The organism is Streptomyces sp. NPDC055239 (assembly GCF_053606205.1).
This window is the reverse complement of sequence record NZ_JBSGRD010000013.1, coordinates 158,565-181,439: the sequence shown is the minus strand read 5'-3', so window position 1 is coordinate 181,439 and position 22,875 is coordinate 158,565. Positions and strand designations below refer to the sequence as shown.

General features: G+C 67.9%; 19 protein-coding genes. 7 read left to right on the top strand and 12 right to left on the bottom strand.

Annotated elements, in window-relative coordinates; all coding sequences use genetic code 11:
* Positions 1–79 precede the first annotated feature (79 nt).
* The 4 genes from ACWFRJ_RS34140 to ACWFRJ_RS34125 all read right to left on the bottom strand — a co-directional run bounded on the left by ACWFRJ_RS34140 (position 80) and on the right by ACWFRJ_RS34125 (position 4,226).
* Positions 80–1,132 carry an iron-siderophore ABC transporter substrate-binding protein gene (locus tag ACWFRJ_RS34140; RefSeq protein WP_453539856.1) on the bottom strand — a complete coding sequence of 351 codons (1,053 nt, stop codon included), beginning with the start codon at positions 1,130–1,132 and terminating at the stop codon, positions 80–82.
* 67 nt (positions 1,133–1,199) lie between these two features.
* Positions 1,200–2,003 carry an ABC transporter ATP-binding protein gene (locus tag ACWFRJ_RS34135; protein ID WP_453540254.1) on the bottom strand — a complete coding sequence of 268 codons (804 nt, stop codon included), beginning with the start codon at positions 2,001–2,003 and terminating at the stop codon, positions 1,200–1,202.
* 29 nt (positions 2,004–2,032) lie between these two features.
* Complete coding sequence (locus ACWFRJ_RS34130; protein WP_453540251.1) at positions 2,033–3,115, bottom strand: FecCD family ABC transporter permease; 1,083 nt, start codon at positions 3,113–3,115, stop codon at positions 2,033–2,035.
* 28 nt (positions 3,116–3,143) lie between these two features.
* The gene (locus ACWFRJ_RS34125) at positions 3,144–4,226 is read right to left on the bottom strand and encodes a FecCD family ABC transporter permease (protein ID WP_453539853.1); all 1,083 of its coding nucleotides are present in this window, start codon (positions 4,224–4,226) and stop codon (positions 3,144–3,146) included.
* Between the two features lie 196 nt (positions 4,227–4,422).
* Here ACWFRJ_RS34125 and ACWFRJ_RS34120 point away from each other — a divergent pair, with 196 nt between their 5' ends.
* Positions 4,423–5,007 (top strand): MSMEG_1061 family FMN-dependent PPOX-type flavoprotein, encoded by a 585-nt coding sequence (locus ACWFRJ_RS34120; protein ID WP_453539850.1) that lies wholly within the window; start codon positions 4,423–4,425, stop codon positions 5,005–5,007.
* A 23-nt stretch (positions 5,008–5,030) separates the two neighbouring features.
* Here the strand turns inward: ACWFRJ_RS34120 and ACWFRJ_RS34115 are convergent, their stop codons facing one another.
* On the bottom strand, positions 5,031–5,459 hold the full coding sequence (locus ACWFRJ_RS34115; protein ID WP_453539847.1) for a peptidase inhibitor family I36 protein: 429 nt from the start codon (positions 5,457–5,459) through the stop codon (positions 5,031–5,033).
* A 184-nt stretch (positions 5,460–5,643) separates the two neighbouring features.
* Positions 5,644–8,655, bottom strand: coding sequence for a family 16 glycoside hydrolase (locus tag ACWFRJ_RS34110; protein WP_453540248.1), 3,012 nt, complete (start codon positions 8,653–8,655; stop codon positions 5,644–5,646).
* Positions 8,656–9,063: 408 nt separating this feature from the next.
* On the opposite strand from ACWFRJ_RS34110, the gene ACWFRJ_RS34105 reads away from it, so the two are divergent.
* On the top strand, positions 9,064–10,275 hold the full coding sequence (locus ACWFRJ_RS34105; protein ID WP_453539844.1) for a helix-turn-helix domain-containing protein: 1,212 nt from the start codon (positions 9,064–9,066) through the stop codon (positions 10,273–10,275).
* A 10-nt stretch (positions 10,276–10,285) separates the two neighbouring features.
* On the opposite strand, the gene ACWFRJ_RS34100 is transcribed toward ACWFRJ_RS34105, so the two are convergent.
* The 3 genes from ACWFRJ_RS34100 to ACWFRJ_RS34090 all read right to left on the bottom strand — a co-directional run bounded on the left by ACWFRJ_RS34100 (position 10,286) and on the right by ACWFRJ_RS34090 (position 13,323).
* Positions 10,286–11,521 carry a DUF6545 domain-containing protein gene (locus ACWFRJ_RS34100; RefSeq protein WP_453539841.1) on the bottom strand — a complete coding sequence of 412 codons (1,236 nt, stop codon included), beginning with the start codon at positions 11,519–11,521 and terminating at the stop codon, positions 10,286–10,288.
* Positions 11,521–12,024, bottom strand: a complete 504-nt coding sequence (locus tag ACWFRJ_RS34095) for a hypothetical protein (protein WP_453539838.1) — start codon at positions 12,022–12,024, stop codon at positions 11,521–11,523. Before ACWFRJ_RS34095 ends, ACWFRJ_RS34100 begins: the two co-directional genes overlap by 1 nt.
* A gap of 357 nt (positions 12,025–12,381) precedes the next feature.
* Positions 12,382–13,323, bottom strand: a complete 942-nt coding sequence (locus ACWFRJ_RS34090; protein ID WP_453539835.1) for an endonuclease/exonuclease/phosphatase family protein — start codon at positions 13,321–13,323, stop codon at positions 12,382–12,384.
* Between the two features lie 159 nt (positions 13,324–13,482).
* Between ACWFRJ_RS34090 and ACWFRJ_RS34085 the strand changes: the two genes are divergently transcribed.
* Positions 13,483–13,623 (top strand): hypothetical protein, encoded by a 141-nt coding sequence (locus ACWFRJ_RS34085; protein WP_453539832.1) that lies wholly within the window; start codon positions 13,483–13,485, stop codon positions 13,621–13,623.
* A gap of 574 nt (positions 13,624–14,197) precedes the next feature.
* Here ACWFRJ_RS34085 and ACWFRJ_RS34080 read toward each other — a convergent pair.
* Entirely contained in the window at positions 14,198–15,421 is a 1,224-nt protein-coding gene (locus ACWFRJ_RS34080) for a cytochrome P450 family protein (RefSeq protein ID WP_453539829.1), read from the bottom strand.
* 410 nt (positions 15,422–15,831) lie between these two features.
* Here ACWFRJ_RS34080 and ACWFRJ_RS34075 point away from each other — a divergent pair, with 410 nt between their 5' ends.
* Together ACWFRJ_RS34075 and ACWFRJ_RS34070 are read left to right on the top strand one after the other, a co-directional pair.
* Positions 15,832–16,560 (top strand): hypothetical protein, encoded by a 729-nt coding sequence (locus ACWFRJ_RS34075; protein WP_453539826.1) that lies wholly within the window; start codon positions 15,832–15,834, stop codon positions 16,558–16,560.
* Between the two features lie 300 nt (positions 16,561–16,860).
* Complete coding sequence (locus ACWFRJ_RS34070; RefSeq protein WP_453539823.1) at positions 16,861–18,093, top strand: glutathione synthetase; 1,233 nt, start codon at positions 16,861–16,863, stop codon at positions 18,091–18,093.
* 21 nt (positions 18,094–18,114) lie between these two features.
* Here the strand turns inward: ACWFRJ_RS34070 and ACWFRJ_RS34065 are convergent, their stop codons facing one another.
* On the bottom strand, positions 18,115–19,359 hold the full coding sequence (locus ACWFRJ_RS34065; protein ID WP_453539820.1) for an acyltransferase family protein: 1,245 nt from the start codon (positions 19,357–19,359) through the stop codon (positions 18,115–18,117).
* A gap of 322 nt (positions 19,360–19,681) precedes the next feature.
* Here ACWFRJ_RS34065 and ACWFRJ_RS34060 point away from each other — a divergent pair, with 322 nt between their 5' ends.
* Positions 19,682–20,938, top strand: coding sequence for a glycosyltransferase (locus ACWFRJ_RS34060; protein WP_453539816.1), 1,257 nt, complete (start codon positions 19,682–19,684; stop codon positions 20,936–20,938).
* 9 nt (positions 20,939–20,947) lie between these two features.
* On the opposite strand, the gene ACWFRJ_RS34055 is transcribed toward ACWFRJ_RS34060, so the two are convergent.
* The gene (locus ACWFRJ_RS34055) at positions 20,948–21,637 is read right to left on the bottom strand and encodes a DUF899 domain-containing protein (protein ID WP_453539813.1); all 690 of its coding nucleotides are present in this window, start codon (positions 21,635–21,637) and stop codon (positions 20,948–20,950) included.
* A gap of 398 nt (positions 21,638–22,035) precedes the next feature.
* Between ACWFRJ_RS34055 and ACWFRJ_RS34050 the strand changes: the two genes are divergently transcribed.
* Positions 22,036–22,800, top strand: a complete 765-nt coding sequence (locus ACWFRJ_RS34050) for an IclR family transcriptional regulator (protein WP_453539810.1) — start codon at positions 22,036–22,038, stop codon at positions 22,798–22,800.
* The last annotated feature ends 75 nt before the right edge of the window (positions 22,801–22,875 follow it).

Here is a 22,875-nt window from a genome sequence, read left to right as displayed (position 1 = left end):
CCCATGGGGATTCCTGCCTACTTCGACGCGATCGGAGCGATCAGAGCAATCAAATGTCAGCCCGGGACGTATGACGTGATCAGCGCAGCGCCTTCGCGAACTCGGGGACGACCTTGTCCAGGGCGTAGGAGACGGAGAGGACAGAGTCGGCGGCGAAGGCGGAGCTGAGCGTCGAGTTCGGGTCGAAGACGACGTCATGTCCGGCCTTGACGGCAGGGATCTCCTTGTAGAGCGCGTCGTTCTCGATCTTCGACTTGGGGATGCCGATCGGCGACATGACAAGCAGGTCGGCGTCGAGCATGTCCAGGCTCTCGCGGGAGACCGTGACGGAGAAGGACTTGCCCGCCTTGGCGTCGACCTCGGGGTTGTTCTTGAAGCCGAGCCGCTCCAGGAAGTCGACGCGTCCGCCGCCCGTCACGTAGGCGCCGTAACCGATGCTGGTGCGCGCGCCGGAGGTGGCGGTCTTGCCCTTGAACTCGGGGTGCTGCGCGGTGGCGGCCTTGAACTTCTTCTCCGTCTTGGCGATCAGTGCTTGGCCCTTGTCGTGCAGGCCGAGCGAGTCCGCGACCATCGTGGTCTGCTTCTCCCAGTTGGTCAGGTACTGGTCGCCGCCCTTGGGCACGCCGATGGTGGGCGCGAGCTTGCTCAGGGTGTCGTAACGCTTCTGGTCGCCGCTGGACTTGGTGTCCAGGATCAGATCGGGCTTGAGCGAGGCGATCTTCTCGTACTCCGGCTCCAGCGTGCCGATCTTGGTCGGGCTCTTCTTGTACAGGCCCTTCGCCCACGGTCCGACACCGTCACCGCCGAAGGCGAGCCAGTCGCTCGCGCCCACGGGCTGGACGCCGAGGGCGAGTGCGGTCTCCGCGTCTCCCCAGCCGACCGCCACCACGCGCTGCGGCTTCTTCTTCACGGTGATCTCGCCGAACTTCGTGGCGACCTTCACGGGGAAGCCCTCCGTCGAGGCGGCGGAACCGCCCCCGTCGTCGTCGGATGACGAGCACGCGGTCAGACCGCCGGTGAGGGCGAGGGCCGCCACGGCCGCGGCGACGGAGTTCCGACGGCGGCCGGAGGAGCGAACGGAGAGGGGGCCGCGCGAGGCCCGCGTGAACAGCGACTTGAGACGTAGGGACATGTACTTAGGGTACCCTAAGTTGATCGTTGAATGGAATGGAATGTTCCGGTCTACCGGTCATGTCCGGTCAGCCCACGCGGTGGCGGCCGATGGGGACGATGAGCGGCGTGCCCGACACCGGGTCCGCGATCAAGGAAGAGCGCATTCCGAAAGCCTCGTTGACCAGTTCCTCGGTGACGACGTCCCGCGGTTTCCCCTCGGCGATGACGTGGCCGTCCCGCATCGCGACAAGGTGATCGGCGTAGCGGCAGGCCAGGTTCAGATCGTGCAGGACCACCACGATCGTGGTGCCGTGCTCCTGATTGAGATCGACCAGGAGGTCGAGCACGTCCAGCTGATGGCTCACGTCCAGATAGGTGGTCGGTTCGTCGAGCAGGAGGATGCCCGTGCGCTGGGCCAGCGCCATGGCGATCCACACGCGCTGGCGCTGGCCGCCCGACAGCTCGTCCACCGGACGCCCCGCCAGGTCCAGGACATCCGTGGCGAGCAGCGCGTCGGCGACGGCCGCGTCGTCCTCGGCGGTCCAGCGCCGGAACCAGCCCTGGTGCGGGTACCTGCCGCGGCCCACGAGGTCGCTCACGGTGATGCCGTCGGGCGCCACGGGTGTCTGGGGCAGGATGCCGAGGCGTGCGGCGACCTCGCGGGTCGGCATCGTGTGAATGCTGCGTCCGTCCAGCAACGCGCTGCCGGAGGTGGGGGTGAGCAGCCGGGCCATGGCGCGCAGCAGCGTCGACTTCCCGCAGGCGTTGGGGCCGACGATCATGGTGATGCTGCCGGGCGGGATGTCCAGGCTCAGGCCATGGACCACTTCGCGGCCGTCGTAGCCGAGGTGGATGTCCTGTGTGCCCAGGGTGTGTCCGCCGACGCCCATGTCTTCGTCCCTCTGTTCGTCTGCCACCGTCATCCGGCCCTTCCCGTGCGATTGGCGCGGGCCAGCAACCACAGCAGGTACGGGGCCCCGATCAAGCTGGTGACCACGCCGACCGGGAACTGGCTTGACCACAGCAGGTGTTGAGCGGCGAAGTCGGCAGCCGTCACCAGCAGCGCGCCGGTCAGCGCGGCGGGCACAAGGGCGGCGCCCGAGCCCGGTACGAGACGCCGGGCCACCGGCGCCGACACGAACGCGACGAACGCGACAGGGCCCGCCGCCGCCGTGGCGACCCCTGCCAGCGCGACCGCACAGCCGAGCAGCGCGAGTCGGCCGCGGCCCACACGGGTACCGAGCCCGGCCGCCGTCTCGTCGCCGAGTTGCAGCGGACCGAGGTCACGCGCGGCGACGGCGGTCAGGGGCAGCAGAACCACGAGTGCGCCGAGCAGCGGCCACACCTGCTCCAGGGTGCTGCCGTTGAGGCTGCCGGTGAGCCACACGAGCGCGTTCTGCGCCTCGGTCACCTCGGAGTTGGTCAGCAGGTACGAAGTGACGCTTGAGAGCCCCGCGCCGATGCCGATGCCGACAAGCACGAAGCGCTGACCGGACACATTGCGACGCCAGGCGAAGGCGTAGATGACGGCGGCACTCAGGAGCGCGCCGCCGAGCGCTGCGGCGGACAGGGCGATACCGCTCACCGCGAAGCCGAGCGAGGCGAGGACGGCCGCCGCGCTCGCACCCTGGCTGATGCCGATCACGTCAGGGCTGGCCAGCGGATTGCGCAGCAGCGCTTGGAAGAGTGCCCCGCTGAGACCGAAGGCGACGCCGACCAGCAGGCCGAGCAGTACACGCGGCAGCCTCAGCTCCACGACGATGAAGTGCGTGCCCGGATCGGCGGCGCCGGTGAGCGCACCGACCACGTCGCCGAGCGGCACGGACATGTCGCCGAAGCTCAGCGCGGCACCGAACACAGCCGCGGTCGCCGCCAGAAGAATCAACTGGACCAGCACCACGCGCGCGCGGCGGGCCCGTCGCACGGCATGGATGCGGCTCACCGCCTCGGCCCGCGACACATCGCCCCCGTCACCGGCGACGACCACACCGGACTTGTCCATGCGCTCGCCCACTACTCCCACGCCCCGCTCACAGTTCGGACAGCTTCCGGCGGCGCACAAGGAGCACGAACGGAATCGCGCCGATCGCGGCGGTCACGATGCCCGCCTGTACTTCTGAGGGCGGAGCGATCACCCGTCCCACGATGTCCGCGGTGAGCAGCAGCGCCGGGGCGATCAACGCGCTGTACGGCAGGACCCACCGGTAGTCGGGTCCGGTGAACAGCCGGGCGGCGTGCGGGACGACGAGCCCGAGGAACGCGATCGGTCCTGCGACCACCGTCGCGGCACCGCAGAGCAGCACCACGGCCACCGCGCAGGCGGCGCGAGCCAGACCGATCCGCTGGCCAAGGCCTCGCGCGAGGTCGTCACCCAGGGACAGGGCGTTCAGGCGCGGTCCGAGGAGCAGTGCCACGACGACGCCGACGGCGATGAACGGCAGGGCCTGCCACAGCACGGGGGCATCGCGGCCGGTGAGCGAGCCGACCTGCCAGAAGCGGTACTGGTCGTACGACTTCGAGTCGGTGAGCAGCATCGACGTGGTGAGGGAGAGCAGCGCCGCACCGGTCGCCGCTCCGGCGAGCGCCAGCTTGATGGGCGTGGCGCCCTCCCGGCCCATGGAACCGATGCCGAACACGACGACGGAGGCGACGAGGGCGCCGAGGAAGCCGAACCAGATGTAGTGGCCGGGATCGGAGATGCCGAGGATGCTGATCGCGAAGACGACGGCGGCGGAGGCACCGGAGTTGACGCCGAGGACGCCCGGATCGGCGAGGGGATTGCGGGCCACGCCCTGCATCACCGTGCCGGCAAGGCCGAGCGCGACACCGGCGAGGAGACCGGCCGCCGTACGCGGGATCCGTACTTCCTGCAAGATCAACTGACCCTTGTCGGACAGATCCGGGTCGAAGATGCCGGGCAGCAGATCACCGGCGCCGACATCACCGGAACCGACCAGCAGGCTCGCCCACATGATGAGCAGGAGGACCGCGACCAGCAGGACGAGACCGGCGCCGAGGGCGGGACCGCTACGAGCACCGCCAGGTGCTGCGGAAGCCGTCGTCCCCGTGCTCCTACCGCTGCCCGAGGGTTCGGCAGTGGCTGCTGCCTTCATGGCCGTCGCCTTCGGGACACACACCTTGTGCGGCTGCTCCCAGCCATGAATCAATTGCTCCTTGTTCAGGCAGGGGCGCGCTCACCTGCCATTTATGCTCCAGTAAGGTGAGCCTAACATTACATAATCGCCAGTCTGTTCGCCCTGCTGCCTGCTCGCCTTCTTGCCTGTTAGTCGACCTGTGAGGTTCCTCCCCGTGCCCGACGCCGCGATACCCGCAACCGTCCCGTCCCCAGGCGGCAGCGCCACGGAGCCGCACACCTGGCAAGAGCTCCGCTCGGGCGAAGAGCTGACGGAGTTGCTCGGCGCACCGCACCCGATCGTCATCGACAAGGTCCACGGCGAGCTGACGGAGCAGGACCTGGGGATCCTGGCCCGCTCCCCGTTCTGCCTCCTCTCCACAGCGGACGCGGCAGGCAACTGCGACACCTCCCCGCGAGGTGACGCGCCGGGTTTCCTCCACGTCCTCGACGCGCGCACCGTCGCCCTCCCCGACCGCCCCGGCAACCGGCGCGGCGACAGCTTCCGCAACATCCTGGAGAACCCGCACGTGGGGCTGCTCCACCTGGTGCCGGGCAGCGCCGACATCCTGCGCATCAACGGCCGGGCGCGGATCCTGACGGACGCTCCGTTCTTCGACTTGATGACCGCCAAGGGCAAGCGGCCCCGCCTCGCGATAGTCGTCGAGATAGACGAGATCTATCTGCACTGCTCACAGTCGCTGCGTCGCGCCGGGATCTGGCAGCCGGAGACCTGGGCGCAGGACACGCCCAGGCCCTGAGCACGACCGGTGTCGAGCCTCGCTCAGCCGTCCCCGTCGGGCGGTGTGCCGCAGCTGGGACCGCCGGGACCGTCGAATTGCACCGAGCTCAGGAAGTCCCGGTAGGTGGGGAAGAAGTTCCCCTTGCCGGTCGGGCCCGAGGAGGTCACGACCGTACAGCCGCTGTAGTTCGCGTCGGACCAGAGGTAGATGGTCGAGGGCGTCCTGTTCCAGTCCGACTTGGCCCGGTCGCCCATGCCGAGGGCCGCGAGATCCGGGGTGCTTCCCTTGAGCGTGATCATGTCACCGGTCCCGTCGAGGCCCGAGAACATGCAGTAGGAGCCAGCGGGGCAACGGTCGTATCCGTCGGCCGCGTGCGCCGCCGTGGAGAGCGGCACCATGGTGGCGGCAGCGGCTGCCACCGTCACAAGTAGTACGGAGAGCTGCTTTCTCATCGCGATTGCCCTGCGCATGATTGTCCGCCTTAGTTTTCAGGGCCCGTAAGTCCTTGGGGCCGTAAGCGCGTGAGGCCCGCGCACCGCCACAGCGGTGCGCGGGCTGTTGTCACGTCAGGCTCGTTGCCCTGTTCGGTGATCGGCTATCCCTCGCGTCACCCGCAGGAGTGACAGACGCATGCGGGAGTGACACCTGGGCCGTTCAGTCGACGGGCTCGATCCATACGTTGCGGAAGCGGACCTTGTTGCCGTGGTCCTGGAGCTTGATGGCGCCCGCCGCCGCGGATTCGGGATCGCCCGCTCCGGTCTGGCCGTCGACGGCCACGTTGTCGTGGACCTTCTTGCCGTTCCACACCACGGTGATCCTCGCGTCCGCGGTCTTCTTCCCGTCCGCGTCGAACCGGGCGGCGCGGAAGACGATGTCGTACGTCTGCCACGTCTCCGGCGCGGTCGAGGCGTTCAGATCGGCGGCCTTCTTGGTGTAGATGGCACCCGCCTCGTTCGCGGCGAGTTTCTCCACTCCGTACGAGTCCAGGATCTGTACCTCGTACCGTTCCTGGAGATAGATCCCGCTGTTCCCGCGATCCTGCCCGGTGACATCGTCCGGCAGCTTCGGTACGCGGAATTCGGCGTGCATCTTGAAGTCGCCGAAGGCCTGCTTCGTGCGGATGTCCCCGCAGCACACCTCGATCGACTTGTCGGCCGTGTGCGGCCATTCGACGCTGCGCCCGTCGGTGTGCTGCCAGGCGGTGGAAGTGCTGCCGCCGGAGAACAGGTCGATGCGGCCGCCCGGCTTGCGCACCTCGATCATGTCGAGATTGACGTGCCCGGTGTCCTCGGGCCGGTAGGAGTAGGAGATGGTGTTGCGGCCCTTGCGCAGGGCGAGTTTCTCGGTCTTGGTCGACCAGCGCTTCCACGTCTCGGTAGACGGGAGCTTCGTCTGGCGCGCCTGCTCGCCGTTCACGCTGACGCCGAGCGTCTTGGTGCCCGCGGACGGGTTGGGGCCGTTGGAGTAGCGCAGGCCCACGGCGTAGGTGCCCTTGGCCGGAGCCTGGACGTCGAAGGTGGCGGTGGCCCCCGGGTCCTTGAAGCTGTCGACGAAGCCGCCACCGGTGTACCCGGCGTGCTCGGTGTCGATGTCCGCGCCGCCGGAGAGCCGCGCCGACTCGGCGTCGTACGACGTGACCGGCTCGTCCTGGCCCGGGCGCGCGTTGAGCGTGTACCAGGCCTCGGTGGACCACAGTTGCTCGTCGTCTGCCGAGGAGAACGGACGCGGCGAGCGCACGTGGACCACCCGGTCGCTCTTGAGCCCGGGGATGGTCAGCTGGACGGTGCGGCGGTCGCCGGAGATGCTGGCGCCAGTGACCGGCAATGTCTCTTCGTCGACCTTGGGGCCGCCGTACGCGGGGGTGGGGGCGTAGCGCCACTGCTCGACGGAGTAGGCGCCGCTGGTCAGCTTCTCGATGGTCTTGTCCGACAGCGGCTTGGTGTAGGTGAGCTTGAAGCCGTCGCGGGTGGCGCGCATGGTCTTGATGTCGAAGGCGGTCTTGCCGTTCGGGGTGAGCTTCTGCAGACCGAAGCGGAGCTTGCCCTCCTGGCCCCAGTTGCCGTCCGCGCCGAGCCCGCCGGTGTAGATCGCCCCGTCAGGGCCGGTGGAGATGCGGGTGATGCCGGACTCGAGGCCCTGGGTGTGCCGGAAGACCGCGCCCTGGAACTCGCCGTTGACCTTCTCCAGATCGGCACGCTGCAGACCGCCGTAGGTCACGTCGCCGAACATCAACTGTCCGGCGAAGGTCCCCTTCTTCACGGTCATGGGGGTGCTGGGGGAGTTGGCTATCTCGTTCTGCGGCAGCCACAGCACCGGCTTGGTGACGCTGTTGTCGTCGAACGGGCCTTCGGGGTTCGTGTAGTGGTTGAAGAAGCGGTCCTGCTTGACGTGCACGAGCTTGGACGCGGGCAGCCAGCCGCCCTGGTTGTCGGTGACGAACAGCTCGTTGTCCGGGCCGCGGCCGATGCCGTTGGGGGTGCGCAGACCGCCGGCCAGGTAACTGACCTTCCCGCTCGCCCTGTTCACCTTGATCGTCGTGCCGCGGTTCGCGGCGGGCTGCGGATCGGTCGTCGCGCCGCCGTAGTTGATGGCGACGGACAGGTTCAGATAGAAGTTCCCCTTCTCGTAGAGCAGCCCGAAGGCGAACTCGTGGAAGTTGCCGCCGTACGGCCACTCGGCGATCTTCCGGATCTCGCTCGCGTCGTTGTCGCCGTCGATGTCGGCGAGCTCGGTCAGCTGGTGCTTCTGAGAGACGTACAGCTTCCCGTCGACGTACTTGATGCCCATCGGCTCCTTGAGCCCGTCGGCGATCTTCTTGTACGTGACCTTGCCGGGGCTGGTGTCTCCGGTGACGTTGTCAAGGACGTACACCTCGCCCTTGGTCTCCTGGCTGCCGCCCCAGGTGGTCACCGCGAGCCGGCCGTCGGGCAGCCAGTCCATCGCGGAGACCTGCGGTTCGAATCCCTTGGGCCGCAGGTCGGTCAGCTTGTAGCCGGGGTTGACCGAGGTCAGGGGGAGGCCGTCGCCGGGGGTGTCGAGGCTGCCCTCGCACTCCTTGCGGCCCGGCGCGGTGACCCGCACCACGTCGGCGTCGGTGCTGAGCACGGAGTTGGGCACGAGGGCGAAGGCGTCGGCGCCCGGCGGCTTCCACTGGAGGGTGACCTGCTGGTCGTTGCCGCGGTCGAAGTGGTCGATGCGCAGCGGATGGTAGCCGGGGGCGAGCGTGATCTCGCCGTCCTTGGGCTCGGCGCCGTGCAGTCCGTCGTGGTCGATGACCTTCTTGTCGCCGATGAAGAGGCGGGAGCCGTCGTCGCTGATCAGACGGAAGGTGTACGCCCCGTCGTCGGGCACTTTGATGTTGCCGATGATCTGCGACACGAAGTTGTCGGTGAACCCGAAGCCTTCGGTGGAGGACCAGTCGACGGTGGGGATCAGCTTGTCGACGTTGGGGGTCTGGGCGGGCTTGAGGTCGCAGAGCTTGCTGAGCGGGGACTGGATGTCGAACACCCGCAGCGTGACGCCGGGCTCCTGCGGCGGCAGGTCGGCGAAAGGCTTCGCGTCGGCTCCGGCGGCCGGCGAGGTGAGCCCGGCGGCGAGCAGCAGCCCGAGGAGTATCCCGGTGGTTCTGCCGCCTCTGCGCGGTCTCAGGCGCGTGCGTCGGCGGATGCGGCGTGGGGTCGTGGTGTGCTCGTGTGGCTTCACTCTGTCTCCTGCTGGGCGCTGTGAAGCGGCCCGGGCCGCCTCGGCCCGCGTCCGCGGAGTGGAGTTCATGCACATACCGGTGGTGCGGGCTGCGGCTTTTGGCCGCGCCTGACGCAGACTTCCGTACGAGAGCGACGCCCAGCGTACGAAGCGCGCCGCACATCGTCCATACTTTGTCCTCAATAAGGAAAAACTGGCCGGAGTTGGCTCGGCGGCTGCGTGGCGGCTGCGTGGCGGCAGTGTGGTGGCGCGGGGGATGTGTGATGGACCGGAACCGCGCGTGAGCCGCTCGGCGTCTCGGTCACGGGATATGGCTGATCCCCACGGGTGCGGGGGCCCCGGAACATAGAGTGCGAATGGGGCAGGTGGGGAATGGCGTCGCTCGCGGAGCTTCTACGGGAGCTCAAGGAGCGGTCCGGGCTCAGTTATGGAGTGCTGGCCAAGAGGCTTCACATGAGTACGTCCACGTTGCACCGGTACTGCAACGGGAATGCGGTGCCCGCCGAGTTCGCGCCGGTGGAGAGGCTCGCCCGGCTCTGCAAGGCGAGTCCGGAGGAGCTGGTGGAGGTCCACCGGCGATGGATCCTGGCGGACGCGGATCGAGGGCGGAAGGCGGAGCTCGCGGCTTCCAGCACCCCGGAGCCCGAGTCACAGCCCGAGCCCGAGCCCGAGCCCGAGCCTGATCCCGATCCTGATCCCGATCCTGATCCTGAGTCCGAGCCTGCGACGCAGTCGGGCCCGGCCCGCGTGACCGCCTCGACGCCGCTGTCCGCTTCGCTGTCCCCTGCGCGCAGGCGGCGGACCCTCGTCCTCGCCGCCGCCGTCGCCGCGGTCGTCGGAATCGGCTCCCTCGCTCTCGCCATGAACGGCAGCGGTGACGGTGACAAGCACGAGCAGAGCCGCGGGCCCACCGCCGCGTCGGACCCGGGAGCCTCGCCGTCCGACCGGCCCGGCAAGGCCGGGCCCGACGGCGCGCACGGCGAGGGCTCCGGCATGCCGCTGACGGCGCGCACCAGGCCGTACGCCTACGAAGACGACTGCATGCAGGAGTTCCTCGTGAACCGCAAGCCCGACGAGGTGCCGGAACGGCCCACGGCGCGGGACGCCCCCGGCTGGGTCAGCGACCTCGGTGCCGTCTCGGCCCGCAACCAGTACATCGAGGTCACCGTGCAGGGCGTGGGCAAGGACACCGTCGTCCTGCAGCGCATGAACGTCCGGGTGCAGAGCACAGGCGCACCGCTGGCCTGGAACAACTTCCAGATGGGAGCAGGCTGCGGCGGCAAGGTGGACAGCAAGGCCTTCACCGTCGACCTCGACGACGCGATGCCCCGTGTCACACAGAAGGACGAGCGGCTCGACTTCCCGTACAAGGTCAGCGAGAACGACCCCGAGGTCTTCCACATCGCGGCCGACGCCGACCTGCACGACGTGCGCTGGTACCTGGAACTGGAGTGGTCGAGCGGCAAGCGGCACGACGTGCTGCGCATCGACGACCAGGGCAAGCCGTTCCGCACCAGCGGCCGGGAGGGACGCCCCTCGTACGGCTGGTGGGGCAAGTGGGAGAGGGAACCGCAGGACGGCTGAGCTTCCCGGATCACGGTGTCGCTTCCGCACGGCGACCGGAGGGGGCGGCGGCTTCCAGGACGAGCGAGAGGTTCAAGTGACGTGCCACCAGGACGAGGTGGGCCCGTTCCTGACCCTCCGGGACCCTGCCACCGGGCATCGCCTTCAGGCGCGTACGGTCCGGCAGACGCGCCCCCCTTTGGCGGTGCGCATGGGCCGCGTGCAGGACTACGGCGGCCGCCTGGGCTGCGACAAGGTCGAAGTAGGCGGGCAGGTCGGCCTCCTGTTCGGCCAGGCCGGCCACTGCCTCAGCCGGTGCACTGCTCCACCACGGGCTCAGTACTCGCTCACCTTCGCGGATCTCAGCGAGCCGACGGAGCAGATCCACCTGGGTGTTCCGCCACCAGAACAGGGGTTGCGGGGCGAGGACGAGCTGCCCGTTGTCGTCGCCCAACTGCGTCGCCACCTTCCACAGCTGTTCCATCGCCCGGAAGTCCCGGCGCTCCGCGCGGCGGGAGCTGAACACCAGCCGGGCAAGGGCGAAACTGGCGGCCACGCCGCTGGCGATGGTGGCAAGCCATGCTCCTTCGGCGAGGAAATCCCAGCGATGCGTTCCCGTGCTGACGGCTGAGATCACCGCGGTGAGGTTGAGGGCGATGTTGGCGATGTCCAGGGCCACGGCGGTCGCGAACGCCCGCAGGCTCTGCTGAAGGGCCTGATCGAGGTCGAGGCGCCCCGGCATGACGACGCCACGGCACTGCCGCATGGTGACCAACGCGGTGGCGACGATGCCGATCGAGTAGACGACCTGGAAGGCGACGACCTGCCAGGTGTTCGCGTAGGCCGCAGCGTAGCGAAGGGGGCGGGCGGGACCCTGCACGTCGGCCCAGACATAGAAGACGGTCATCAGGAGCACGGCGATGCCGTACACCGGGGCCCAGGTAGCGATCGTGCGTCGCAGAACCGCCGGCTCCTTGCGTGCCGGATGCCAGAGCTGGGTCATCAGGTGGGCATGGCCGATGCACAGCAAAGTGGCGGAGTTGACGATGAGCGCCGGAACGTTCGATGAGCCTGCGGCCGCGCCCACGGTCCGGTAGACGGCGGGAGTGCAGAGCAGGAAGATCACGCCGCAGTGGATCAGTACCGAGGCCGTCAGTTTGAGAGTGAGGTCCGGATTGCCCCGGGCGGCGTGCGCTTTGACGAACCCCAAGGTCAGGGCGAATGCCGCGATCGAGAGGTTGACCGTGGTGAGGAGCAGGTGCCACATCAGCGGAACCGCCGGTTGGCGAAGGCGGAAGTGAGCGACCCCGCATCATCGCCTCGCCCCGTCAGCTGTAACGCGGCGACGGTCCCGAACGCCTCCGCGCGCCACTCCACCTTGCGCTCGAATGTCGTACGGAAGAAGGCGGGGCGGCTCATCACTTCGTCCACAAGCCCCTGTGGCAGCGAGGAGACCTCACTCTCCAGGGCGTCAGGGCCGAGGAAGTGGTGCCCGCTGACGCAGTCGTCGCCGCCCTCGTACAGGTGGAAGAGCTCATGGCCGAGGATGAAACGCGCGTGATGCGGTGAGGTGTTGGTGGTGATGATGAGACGGTCGCCCTGCTCGCCCGGCAGGCACATGCCCGTCGCCTGCGGGCTGAGGGGGAGCGGGACTATCTCGATGGGGCGGCCCCGCTTCTCTCCTACGGCGTCGACCAGGTCCATCAGGCCGGCGCCTGCGGGCAGTCCGAGTTCCTTGTGGATGATGCGAGCGGCGCGCCGTTCTTCCATGCTCCAGGCGAGGCGTTTGCGAAGGACCGTCGATACCTGCCCGGGAATCAGGCGTCTGTCGCTTCGACGCTCGGACCCGGGGGTGCCGGTGGCATGCATGGGGTCAGCCCTCCCAACGTGTCGCGCGCCGGGCGTCGGCTGCCCGGCGTGCGACGGTGTTCTGGAGAGACATGGGCGCTGAAGGTGCAGGTGGCCCCCTGCTTCACGCTCCCCGTTCGTTACAGGCCGTGTCCAACAGCCTGCGCGGGGACACTACCAGCCGGTCAACTACGCTCCTGAGGCCCGTAGTTCATGCAGCACGGTCCGGCGCCTCCGGCGGCGCTGAAGCCTGTGTCTGAGGCACGGGGTGGCGGGCCCTCATCCAGCACGTTCTTTGGTGGGCAGCAGTGCGAGCGTGGCGATGATTGCCCGGTGGTCCGTGCCCGGTACGGTCCGCTCGCTGACGGAGACGCCTGCCAGACCGGAGCCGTGTACAACGTGGTCGAGCTGCACCAGAGGTGGCAACGGACTCTTGTCGGCGGGCCAGGTGCGAGCCCAGCCGTTGCCGAGTTCGGCATGAGTGTCCGTGAGCCCGCCTGATGTGAGCAGTTCGCGCATCGGAGCATGGTCGAGAGAGGCGTTGAAATCGCCCAGGAACACCGTGTCGGGGCCGCCGTCGTGGGCGACGGAGGTGAGAGCGGTGAGGTCGCGGGTCCAGCGCCCGGCATCACCCAGCGGGTAATACGTGTGAACGGCCACCAGTCGTACGGCGCGTCCACCGACCGTCACGTGTGCCGTGGTCTGGGGCCAGGCGGTGTCTGCCTTCAGCGGGCCGCCGTGCGTCAGCGGGATCCGTGAGTAGAGCGAGGAGTCGTTCTCGGGACGGAGCTCCTGATGGGGCAGAACCTTGTCCAAGCCGGCTTCGGCGAGCGCGGCGATCCCCGCGGACGGCAGTTCCTGCACGGCCAGGACGTCGATCCGTTCGGACTTCACCAGTTGCACAAGCGCGTTCGCATCAGCCTGGCCGACGTGGGTGTTGAGGGTGGCCACACGCAACTCGGGTGCCTGCGCCGGGACGTGCTGCTGGTGGTGCGGCACGAACCGCGGCGCGAGCAGCACGACGTAGGCAGCCGTGAGCAGTGCTGCGACGACGATCAGCCAGAGACTGCGCAGTGCGGGGAGGGCGATCAGGGTGGTCAATGTGAGTGCGCCGAGAGCAGCGGCGTAGGGGAACAAGACCATGGGCACGGCGAGCGGGGTTCCCGCGTCGAGTCCTGTCAGCCGTACGACAAGCAGGAAAAACAGTAGGGCGAGTAGCACGCCACAGCCGAGTACTCCCCACCTGCGTCCGCGGCGGTAGGTCCCACAGTTCCCGTTGGCCGAGCGACGCGTGCACACAGCAGTGTCCGTCATCCCCCCGCCTCCCCTCGCTAGATCCACGCACGATGCACCCAGCCGGTCCATCATCTGCTCGGCACCATGATCGCTAACGATCTCGGTGCAAGCGTGATCTGGGCACCCCTGATCGACGAGGGAGCGGGCGAAGCGTCCGGCCCGCTGGTGATCCTTGCGGTGCCCCACACGGACACGATCCCGGCCTCAGCCGCGCGCACCCACTAGGGCGGGACCCGGTGCACGTCGCTGCTTCACTCAGACGATGGGGGGAAACGAGGGGGGCGGCGGGTACGAAGGCCTGGGTTCCGGCCTGGAGAGGGCCAGACGAAGAAAGGCTGCCAGGGCGCCTGGGCCTACACCGATTGCCGCGAAGAATGCCGGTTCCCACTGCCGCGAGACGAAGGAGACGAGGCGTCCGTCGTCCTCCAAACCGCTTTGGCTGTTTCCGGTCACGACCCCCTCATACGAAGCCCCTCGTGCTGCCGGCTCATCTGCATGCTGCGTTCCGTAGACAACGGCGCCTGCAATCACCAGGACGGAGGCGCACAGAACCAACACAGCCCAGATCCGTCGTGCAGACGGTGCCCGCATGGGTATGAGGGCCACAACGATCCAGACGACTAACAGCATCAGCGTAGCTGTGAGGGCCACCGGAGAACTCCAACTCTCTTGCCGTGCAAGAGGGTTGACGATCGCACATGCTGCTGGAGCTGTCACTACGCAGGTACGGGGCCGGGCGGCGCTTCGGAGATTGAGCCTTGGCCCGTAATGGCGGCAACCTTGCCGCCGACAGCGTCAGCTACACGTCTGTTCGGCTCCGCAACACGACAGGAAGTGCTTGGGCCGCGTTGGACGAGTACGACGGGACCGGCTCGAGATCTCCGGCCAGTTCCACGTCGAATTGGTCGAAGAGCGCTCGAAGCGCGGTCGTGGCCATCATCCGTGCCAGCGGTGCTCCGATGCAGTAATGGACGCCGTGCGAGAAGCCGAGATGCTGTGCCGCGGCCTCTCGCAGAATATCGAACTCGTCGGCATCCGGGCCGAATTGCCGGGTGTCGCGCCCGGTTGCGGCCACATGGATCACCACGGCCTCCCCGGCTCTGATCTCTACGCCCGACAGGCTCACGTCCTTCGCGGCGTAGTAGAACATCACGGTGCGGACCGGGCTGTCGCGGCGCAGCGTCTCGTTCACGACGGCGGGCCACGCGCCCGACTCGCGTGCGCGGGCGAGCTGTTCGGGATGGCCGACCAGGTTCACGACCGCGTTCCCGATGAGGTTGGCGGTGGTCTCATGGCCCGCGAAGAGGAACAGGAGCAGGGTCTCCACCAGCTCCTTCTCGCTGAGACTGCCCTGCCCGTCGCTGTGGGCGGCGATGAGCGCCGAGGTCAGATCGTCATCGGGCGCAGCCGTCTTCGACGCGATCAGCTCACTGATCACCGACAAGAGCCCCGCCCCGGCCGCCTCCACCTGCGAGGGCGTACAACGGCTGTCGTGCAGCGCTGCGAAGTCTTCGGCCAGTTGCTCGCTCCTGTTCGGATCGAGCCCGAACATATGGCAGATGAGAGCCATGGGGAGCGGCAGGGCGAACGACTCCCGCAGGTCGATGGGGCCGCGCTCGGCTGCCAGGCCGCTGATCAGACGCTTGACGGCCTTCTCTACGCTGGGCCGCAGCCCCTCGATCCGGCGCGGCGTGAACGCCTTGCCCACTAGGCTCCGCAGTCGGGTGTGGTCCGCGCCGTCGGCGTTCAGCATGCCCGCGAGCGTGATCAGTTTCAGCAGGCCCCAGTCGGCGGGGACCTCACCGTCGGCGTAGGCCTTCCAGTGCGACGGGCTCTTGCGGAAATCGGGGTGGGTGAGGACGGTGCGCGCGGTGGCGTAGTCCCCGGTGCCCCACACCTCCACTCCGCCGTCGAGTACGACCCGCACCAGGGGGCCCTGAGTCCGGAGACGGTGACCTTCCGGTACGACGAGATCGCGTGGGTCGAGCAGAAAGGCTTGAGGCGGCGTCAGATCAAGCGACACGGGGATCCTCCGAAGCTGAGCGGGCGGTCGGGGTGAACTGACGGGCAGATACCGGGCCGCGCGGCCGCCTGTGCTGCGAACTGCGGCTGTGGAGCACGTCCTGGCGCATCACCGTCTTCGCTCCCTGGCAGCCGATGACAAGGCAGGGGCTAAGGAGGTGGTGACACCGGCCGGGAAATCGGGATATGAAGTCATGGCACCCGTTCCGTCGGGAAAGCCGCAGCATGTGGCTGCAGGCGCAACCTGGATGCGGCCCTGATAGGCCCCTCGTAGGGGCTGCGATCTTCCTGCACTCGGCGACAGGGTGTCAACAATCGGGGAAGTATGGGTATGGGGGTGCGCTGAGGGCGCGCCACGCCCATGGCTATCCTCGGATCGCCCATCCTTCCGTGGCCCTTGGAGACCTACAGGTGAACGCAGACGCCGCCGGACCCAGAGGGGGCGACATCGACCGACTGCTGGCTGATGCCTACGCGAACGCCCACCAGGAAGGGATGCACAGGGAGCAGCTCCTGAGATATGTCATCAACTGCCTGCTGGACGATGTCGATGGCTACGCACGGCGCCTGGAGGTGAGCCGCGAGAGCCTTCTGCCTCCCCGGCACGTCTCCTACATGACGGGGATCGCCCCTGAGCGCGCACAGGCACTGCTCGACGGCGCACCTCTCACCGAGGAAGAGCCCCAGGCTATTGAAGCGCGGGAAGGGTTCCGCCTCGACCTGCTCCTGCCGCGCCTGACCTTCCTCAGGGAGACACGCCCCAACCCGGCCACGCAGAAGACGTACACGGACGTCGCCATCGCCGCTCACACCGGCCTTACGCGGCAGACCGTCTGGAACGTGTTTAACGGCAAGCGCAAGCCGCGGCACGACATGGTCGGCACCCTGGAGACCTTCTTCCGGGCCCCCCTCGGTTTCTGCTACCGCAGCGAGGGCGAGGCGCTCGCCGAACTCCTGCGACGCATGGTCCAGGTCGACCTGCCCAAGCTGGCGACGGAGTTGGCCCTCAAGCGGCTCGGTGCCGAGGGCCTCGCGCTGCGCAGCGCAGGAGACATCGACGTTCTGCGGGACATCCTCCCGGCCCTCGACATGCTGGCCGCGCAACGCCGGGCGCCCGCGCGGCCGTCCGGCGGCGAATGAGTCGGCGGCACCACTCGCTTACGTGTCGCACCACGCCGGGTACACCTTGACGATCATCGGCAAGTTCCCCGATTGTTGACAGCGCGCTCGGCGTGCACAAAGATCTGCTCGACGCCGTTCTTTTGTCGGTTGACCCGCCGGCGTCAGGCTCGATGACCTTGCTCAGGTAGTCCATGGCGCCTGCGATCGCCTGCTCCGAGAGGACGGCCGGAACTGACTCGCCTGCCAGCCACGTCTGCTGCCCTGAAGACCGCTTTACCCTCCGGCACTGACGAGCCCGCCCCTGACCACCCCGATCACGTGGCCGTCGTCGTGGCGCCCTACGGCGACGACGGCGCGTACGCAAGCGAGTTCACCGCCCGCGGCTGGCCCAGTGTGGCGGTCGAGCTGGCCCCCGAGGCCCTCCCGCCGGAGCTCGCAGCCTCCCCCGTCAGCGGGGAGTACCGCCACCGGATCGTGCATAACGGTTCCCTGCGCGAGACCGCAGAGCTGCTGGCGCCTCACCGGGTCGGTGCGGTGGTCGCCGGTAGCTCACTCGGCGTCGACCTCGCCGACCAGCTGGCGAAGCGGCTGCGGCGCACGGGCAACGATCCCTCCAGTTCGCTGCTGCGCCACGACATCGGCCTCCAGGCCGAGATGCTGGAGGCGGCGGGCGTGGCGGCCCCGCGTGGCATCCGTACGAAGAGCCTGGCCGCCGCACTCGACTGGGCCGCGTTCCACGACCTGCCGGAGTATGTCGTCGCTGCGGCCGACACGGCGCTCGAGGCTCCCGTCCGGCGGTGCCGGTCCGGCTACGACCTCGCCCTGGCCTGGCGCGCGCTGCGCCGGACCACCCACCAGCAGGGTCCGGGCCCGGACTTGGTCCTCCAGGAACACCTGTCCGGCACCGTCTATCACCTGGACACCGTCACCGGGCGCGGCCCGTACGACACGGTCGAGCACCGCGTCACCCGCATCTGGGCCGAGACACAGACCCCCGCCGGACTGCACGACCGGTCGGATCTGGTCGACCCGCGCGGCCTTGTCCCCCGGCTGCTGACCCTCTACATGCTGCGGGTCCTGGACATCCTCCAAGTGACCACGGGCGCACTGCGCAGCCGACTCGTACTCGTGGACGGGCAGGGCCCGGTCCTGGTGCGCGCCGAGCCGGGGCCGCCGATGGATGCCGCCGACCTCGTCCTGCGCGAGCTGACCGGCAACAACTTCGTGCAGGACGTGGTGCGGGCCGCGCTACCCGATCGCCCGCACGCCCCGACCAGTGACTCGTCCCGGCCGCACGTCGCGCGCGTCTCCCTGATCGCTCCGCAGGACGGAGTGCTCGACCAGGAGTTACTGCGCACGATCAGCACGCTGCCCACCGTCCGGCAGACGGTGGGCGACCTGCGTCCCGGCGCCCGGGTGCGGCGCACCGTGGCCCGCTCCAGCTCCCCGGGAGAGCTGGTACTGGCCGCCGACAGCCGTGCGGACGTCGACAGAGATCACCGGGCCGTCAGGGCAGCCGAGCGCCGGGGCCTCTACCGGCGCCACCGGTGAGCGAAAGCAGAGCACTCCCGGCTACCTGGGCGATACGAGCGCGGCCTTGGGCGCAGGGGAGTGCGCCGTGACCTTGGGTTGCTCCTGCTCCTGCGCCTGCGCCTGCTCCTGCTCTGGCTTCTGCCGCTGCCCCTGCTCGTGTTGCTGTTGCCGTTGCTCTGTGAGGAGGTAGGCGCGACGCCATCCGAGGAACGGGCGTTCGATGCCATGGAACGTGACGACGGCCGCAGCCAATGTGATGGGCAGAACTGCCGCCGCCGCTGTGATGAAGGCATCCACCACCGGTCGCCCCGTCAGCTCGATCCACCAGCGGTGGGAGATGAGCGCCGTAACGACCATGTAGTGGAGCAGATAGACGGAGAAGCTCATTTCGCCGACTTTGGCGACAGCCCTCGACACGAGCCCCGTCGAGGTGAAGGTGGCCACGTACGTCAGCACCACCAGGGACCAAAGGGTTCCTTCCACGTCGACCCAGAGCAGACGTGTGGCGTGCCCCTCGTGGAAGGAGTGCGTCTGGTTGAAGGCCCAGACCGCACCTGTGACCAAGGTTGTCGCGATGCAGACCTTCAGCAGTCCCTGGAACCGCTCCCGATGGTGCACGAAGAACCAGGCGGCCACCATGCCCAGCAGGAATTGATCGATTCTGCCGGCGAGGCTGTAGTAGAGCATCGAGTTCACGTTGATACTGCCGTCGGCCGAGGCCCACACCAGCGTCCGGATCACGGCAATACCGGCCAGAACCTTGAGCAGAGCCGTAGGGCCGTGCTTGGTGAGGAGCCTGCTGAACAGCGGGAACATCAGGTAGAACTGCAACTCGACCGCGATGGCCCACCACATGCTCGACACGGCCCCCAGATTGAGGGACCCGGGCAGGTTTCCGAGGCCGACCAGGGACTGGAACACGGCCGGCAGGTCCGCACCCTGCTTGTGCGCGCCGACCCCCAGAATAATCAGCGCGATGTAGAGCGGGAAGATCCGCAGAACCCGGTTGCCCAGGAACCGGCCGTAGTGAACGTCCTTGTCCAGGGTGCCGATGGTGAAGATGAATCCGGAAAGGACCATGAACAGGGCCACCCCGGTATGGCCTTCCAGCACCATGGTGGCCAGGGGGTTATCCGTATACAGCCAGCCGTGCGGGTCACTGTTCGGGATCTCTCTGAGGTACGGAGAGATCATCTGCGTGCCGTGACAGAGGAGCACCAGCACGGCAGCGTAGGCACGCAAATGATCCACGGACACGAGGTACTGGCGATTGCTGCTGCGCATGAATTGTCCCCGGCCTCTCATCGCCAACGCCGCGACGGCCTCGCGACGGCGAACGGATTAGGGACGACAGCACCATGCGCGGCAGTCGAGACAGCGCATATGCGTGGGTTCTCGTCTGTTTGTCAGAAGATTTCACTCGTTCGAGGGGCGGCATTTATCGTATCTACCGAGCCCGTCAACCGCTCGACCGGTCACGTACAAGCTCGCAACCTTCAGTTGATCTTGTCGTTGGGGGCGGTGAGTGGCCCCGTTTCCGCAATTCGCGTGGTGGTGGGCCTCGGCGGCTATCCGCGTGGACTGCGGTTACTGGAGCGTCGGCACCTTGCACATCTCGTTCCTGATCCATAATTCATTTGGTTTCGGTGGCACGATCCGTGCCACTGCCAACCTCGCCAACGCGCTCGTCGAGCAGCATGATGTGGAGATCGTGTCGGTCTACCGGCACAGGGATGCACCTGTGTTTCCCGTTCATCCGCGGATCCGGCTTCGACATCTCGTGGACTTGCGGAAGGGGACCTCGGGGTACGAGGGGGACCTGCCCGAATCTCAGAGACGCTCTGTTGTCATTCCTCGAAATGAGACGCAGTACCCGTACTACAGCAGATTGACCGATCAGCGAATTGCTCAGTACTTGAGCACTTTGGTGAGCGACGTCATCGTGGGTACTCGACCAGGCCTCAACGCACATATCTGCTTGCAGGCCAAGCGAGGGCCGCTGCGCGTGGGGCAGGAGCACCTGACTTTCCGCAATCACGCGCGAGCGCTACGACTTTCACTGCGCCGCCTGTATCCGCAGCTGGACATGCTGACGACCACCACCTTGGCTGATGCGAACACCTACCGGAAGCACATGATGCTTCCTGGAGTACGCATCGAAGCATTCCCCAACCCCGTCCCCTCGCCACGAAGCGCCCCGTCGGGCGACAGGGAGAAAGTAGTGGTCGCCGCAGGGCGGCTCGTCCCGTCGAAGCGGTACGACCTCCTCATCCGGGCCTTCGACAGAGTGCGCGCCGTACGACCCGACTGGAGTCTTCGCATCTTCGGTCCGGGGGTAGCGGGAGCTCACGGAACGCAACTCCATCGGCTCATCGAGCAATTGGGGATGCAAGAGCATGCGTTCCTCATGGGCGCGGTTTCGCCCTTGGAGCCCGAGTGGCTCAAAGCGGGGTTGGCGGCGAGTGCTTCCGACCACGAGTCGTTCGGCATGACGATCGTTGAAGCGATGCGGTGTGGCGTGCCCGTCGTCTCCACCGACTGCCCACTGGGACCGAGGGAGATCATCTCGGATGGCGTCGACGGGCGTCTCGTTCCCATGGGCGATGAGGACTCCCTGGCCCAGAACCTACTGGAGCTCATCAACAGTGATGAGCTCCGTCAGCGGATGGCTGAGGCGGCACGAGCCGCCTCGGCGCGCTACGAGCCGGCACTCGTCGCGGACCGCTTCGCCGATACCTGCGCGCAACTGACGGGGCGGCATGGCCCGAGCGGGGCTCTGAGAGCCGTCCTCCACCAAACCCGAGGCTCAGTGATCAACGCGGCCTACGGCATCAAGGACGCCGTCAAGCAGAGACTCAACTGAGGTACGAGGTTATGGAGTTGCCGGGCCGTAACGTGCGGCGATGTCCTCGGATCCTGCCCACAGGCTGTAGGTGGGTGACTGCGGCCAGCCCTTGGGCGAGTCCTGCCACTCCTCCTGCCGCCCGTACGGCAACAGGTCGATCAGCGGGAAGGTGTGACTGAGCTGCTCGGTGCCCCGGCCGGTGGTGTGCCAGGTGCGGTAGACGGTGTCGCCGTCGCGCAGGAAGACGTTGACCGCGAATCCACCGCCGGGCGGCGCGCCCACGTCGGTGCCGAACGGGCTGTTCGCGGTGGAGTACCAGGTCATCATGTTCCCGACCCGCCGCTTGTAGGCGAGAGCCTCGTCGATGGGCCCCTGGGTGACGATGACGAACCTGGCGTCGTAGGCCTCCAAGAACTCCGGCCGGGTGAACTGCGACGTGAACCCCGTGCAGCCAGGGCACTGCCACTTCTTTCCGGGAAACCACATGTGGTTGTAGACGATCAGCTGAGACGTGCCGTCGAAGATGTCGGCGAGCCGGGCCGGTCCGTCCTCGCCCTCAAGGGTGTAGCCGGGCATCTCGACCATCGGCATCCGGCGGCGTTGGGCGGCGATCGCATCGAGTTCCCTGGTCGCGGCCTTCTCCCGGACGCGCAGGTCGTCGAGCTGGCGCTCCCAGGTCTCGGCATCGACGACAGGGGGCAGTGCCTTGACGGTCATGAGTACCTCCGGATCGCGGTTGTACGTGTAGACCGTGCCCGTTCGGCAAACTCATCGGTCCGTGGCCAACTATCCGTGGCCAACCATTCGGCACCGCGGAACGCCTCCGTGAGCTCCGGAGGGAACCCAGGGGTTGAAGTAAGCTTCCCGCTTCCCGCTTCCCGCTTCCCGCCTCCCGCCTCCCGCCTCCCGTCCCCCGCTCACGGCCTCACGGCCTCAAGGCCCCAAGGTCCGATGGGGGAGTGCGACGTCTCGACGCGGCGGCGACCGTCTTGCACACTGACCGCCACAGCCAGTCGGGAGTCGGTGAGGGAACTTTGGAAGACTCGCTCGCAGGTGAGCCGCAGCAGGCCGGTGGGTCGGCGTCACCGGTGGCTGACGGGGGAGGAGGCGCCCAGATGCCCCGGACCCGCCGTGGCTCCGAGTCGGGCACGGGACCCGTGCTGGGCCGCGCCCTGCAGATCCTCGGTGCGTTCAGCGCGAAACACCCGGAGATGACGTTGAGCGAGCTGTCCCGGCGGTCGGGGCTTCCGGTGTCGACCGTGCACCGGATGCTCGGCGAGCTCATCGCCTGGGGAGCGCTGGAGCGCGGCGACAAAGGGTGTTACCGCGTCGGCCTGCGCCTGTGGGAGGTCGCCTCCCTCGCGCCGCGCGGACAGGGCCTGCGCGAGCGGGCCCTGCCGTTCCTGGAGGACCTCTCCCAGGTCACCCGCGAGAACGTTCAGCTCGCGGTGCGCGAGGGCACGGAGGTCGTCTTCGTCGAGCGCATCGCGGGGTCAGGCGCGGTGCCCGTGCTGACACGCGTGGGCGGGCGGTTCGCCCTCACGGCCACCGGCGTGGGCCTCGTGCTGCTCGCGCACGCCCCTGCCGAGGTACAGGGAGAGGCGCTCGCGGGCCCCCTCGAGCGATTCACGCCGGGCACCGTCACCGACCCGCGTACGTTGCGGCGCATGCTGGCCGACGTGCGGACCAACGGCTACGCGGTCAGCGACCGCCAGGTCACGATGGACGCCCTTTCGGTCGCCGCGCCGGTGCACCGCGGCGGCACGGTGATCGCCTCGGTGTCGCTGGTGGTCCGTCATGGCAGCGCCTCCGCACACGGTTTGGCCCGCCTCGTCTGTACGAGCGCCCGGGCGATCTCTCGCGCCTTGACCACGCCGTAGATCCGAACTGCGCCGTTCCGTCACGTCAGGGCGACCGAGATTACGCAGTTGTTTCCCGGCATGCGGAAAGCCCCC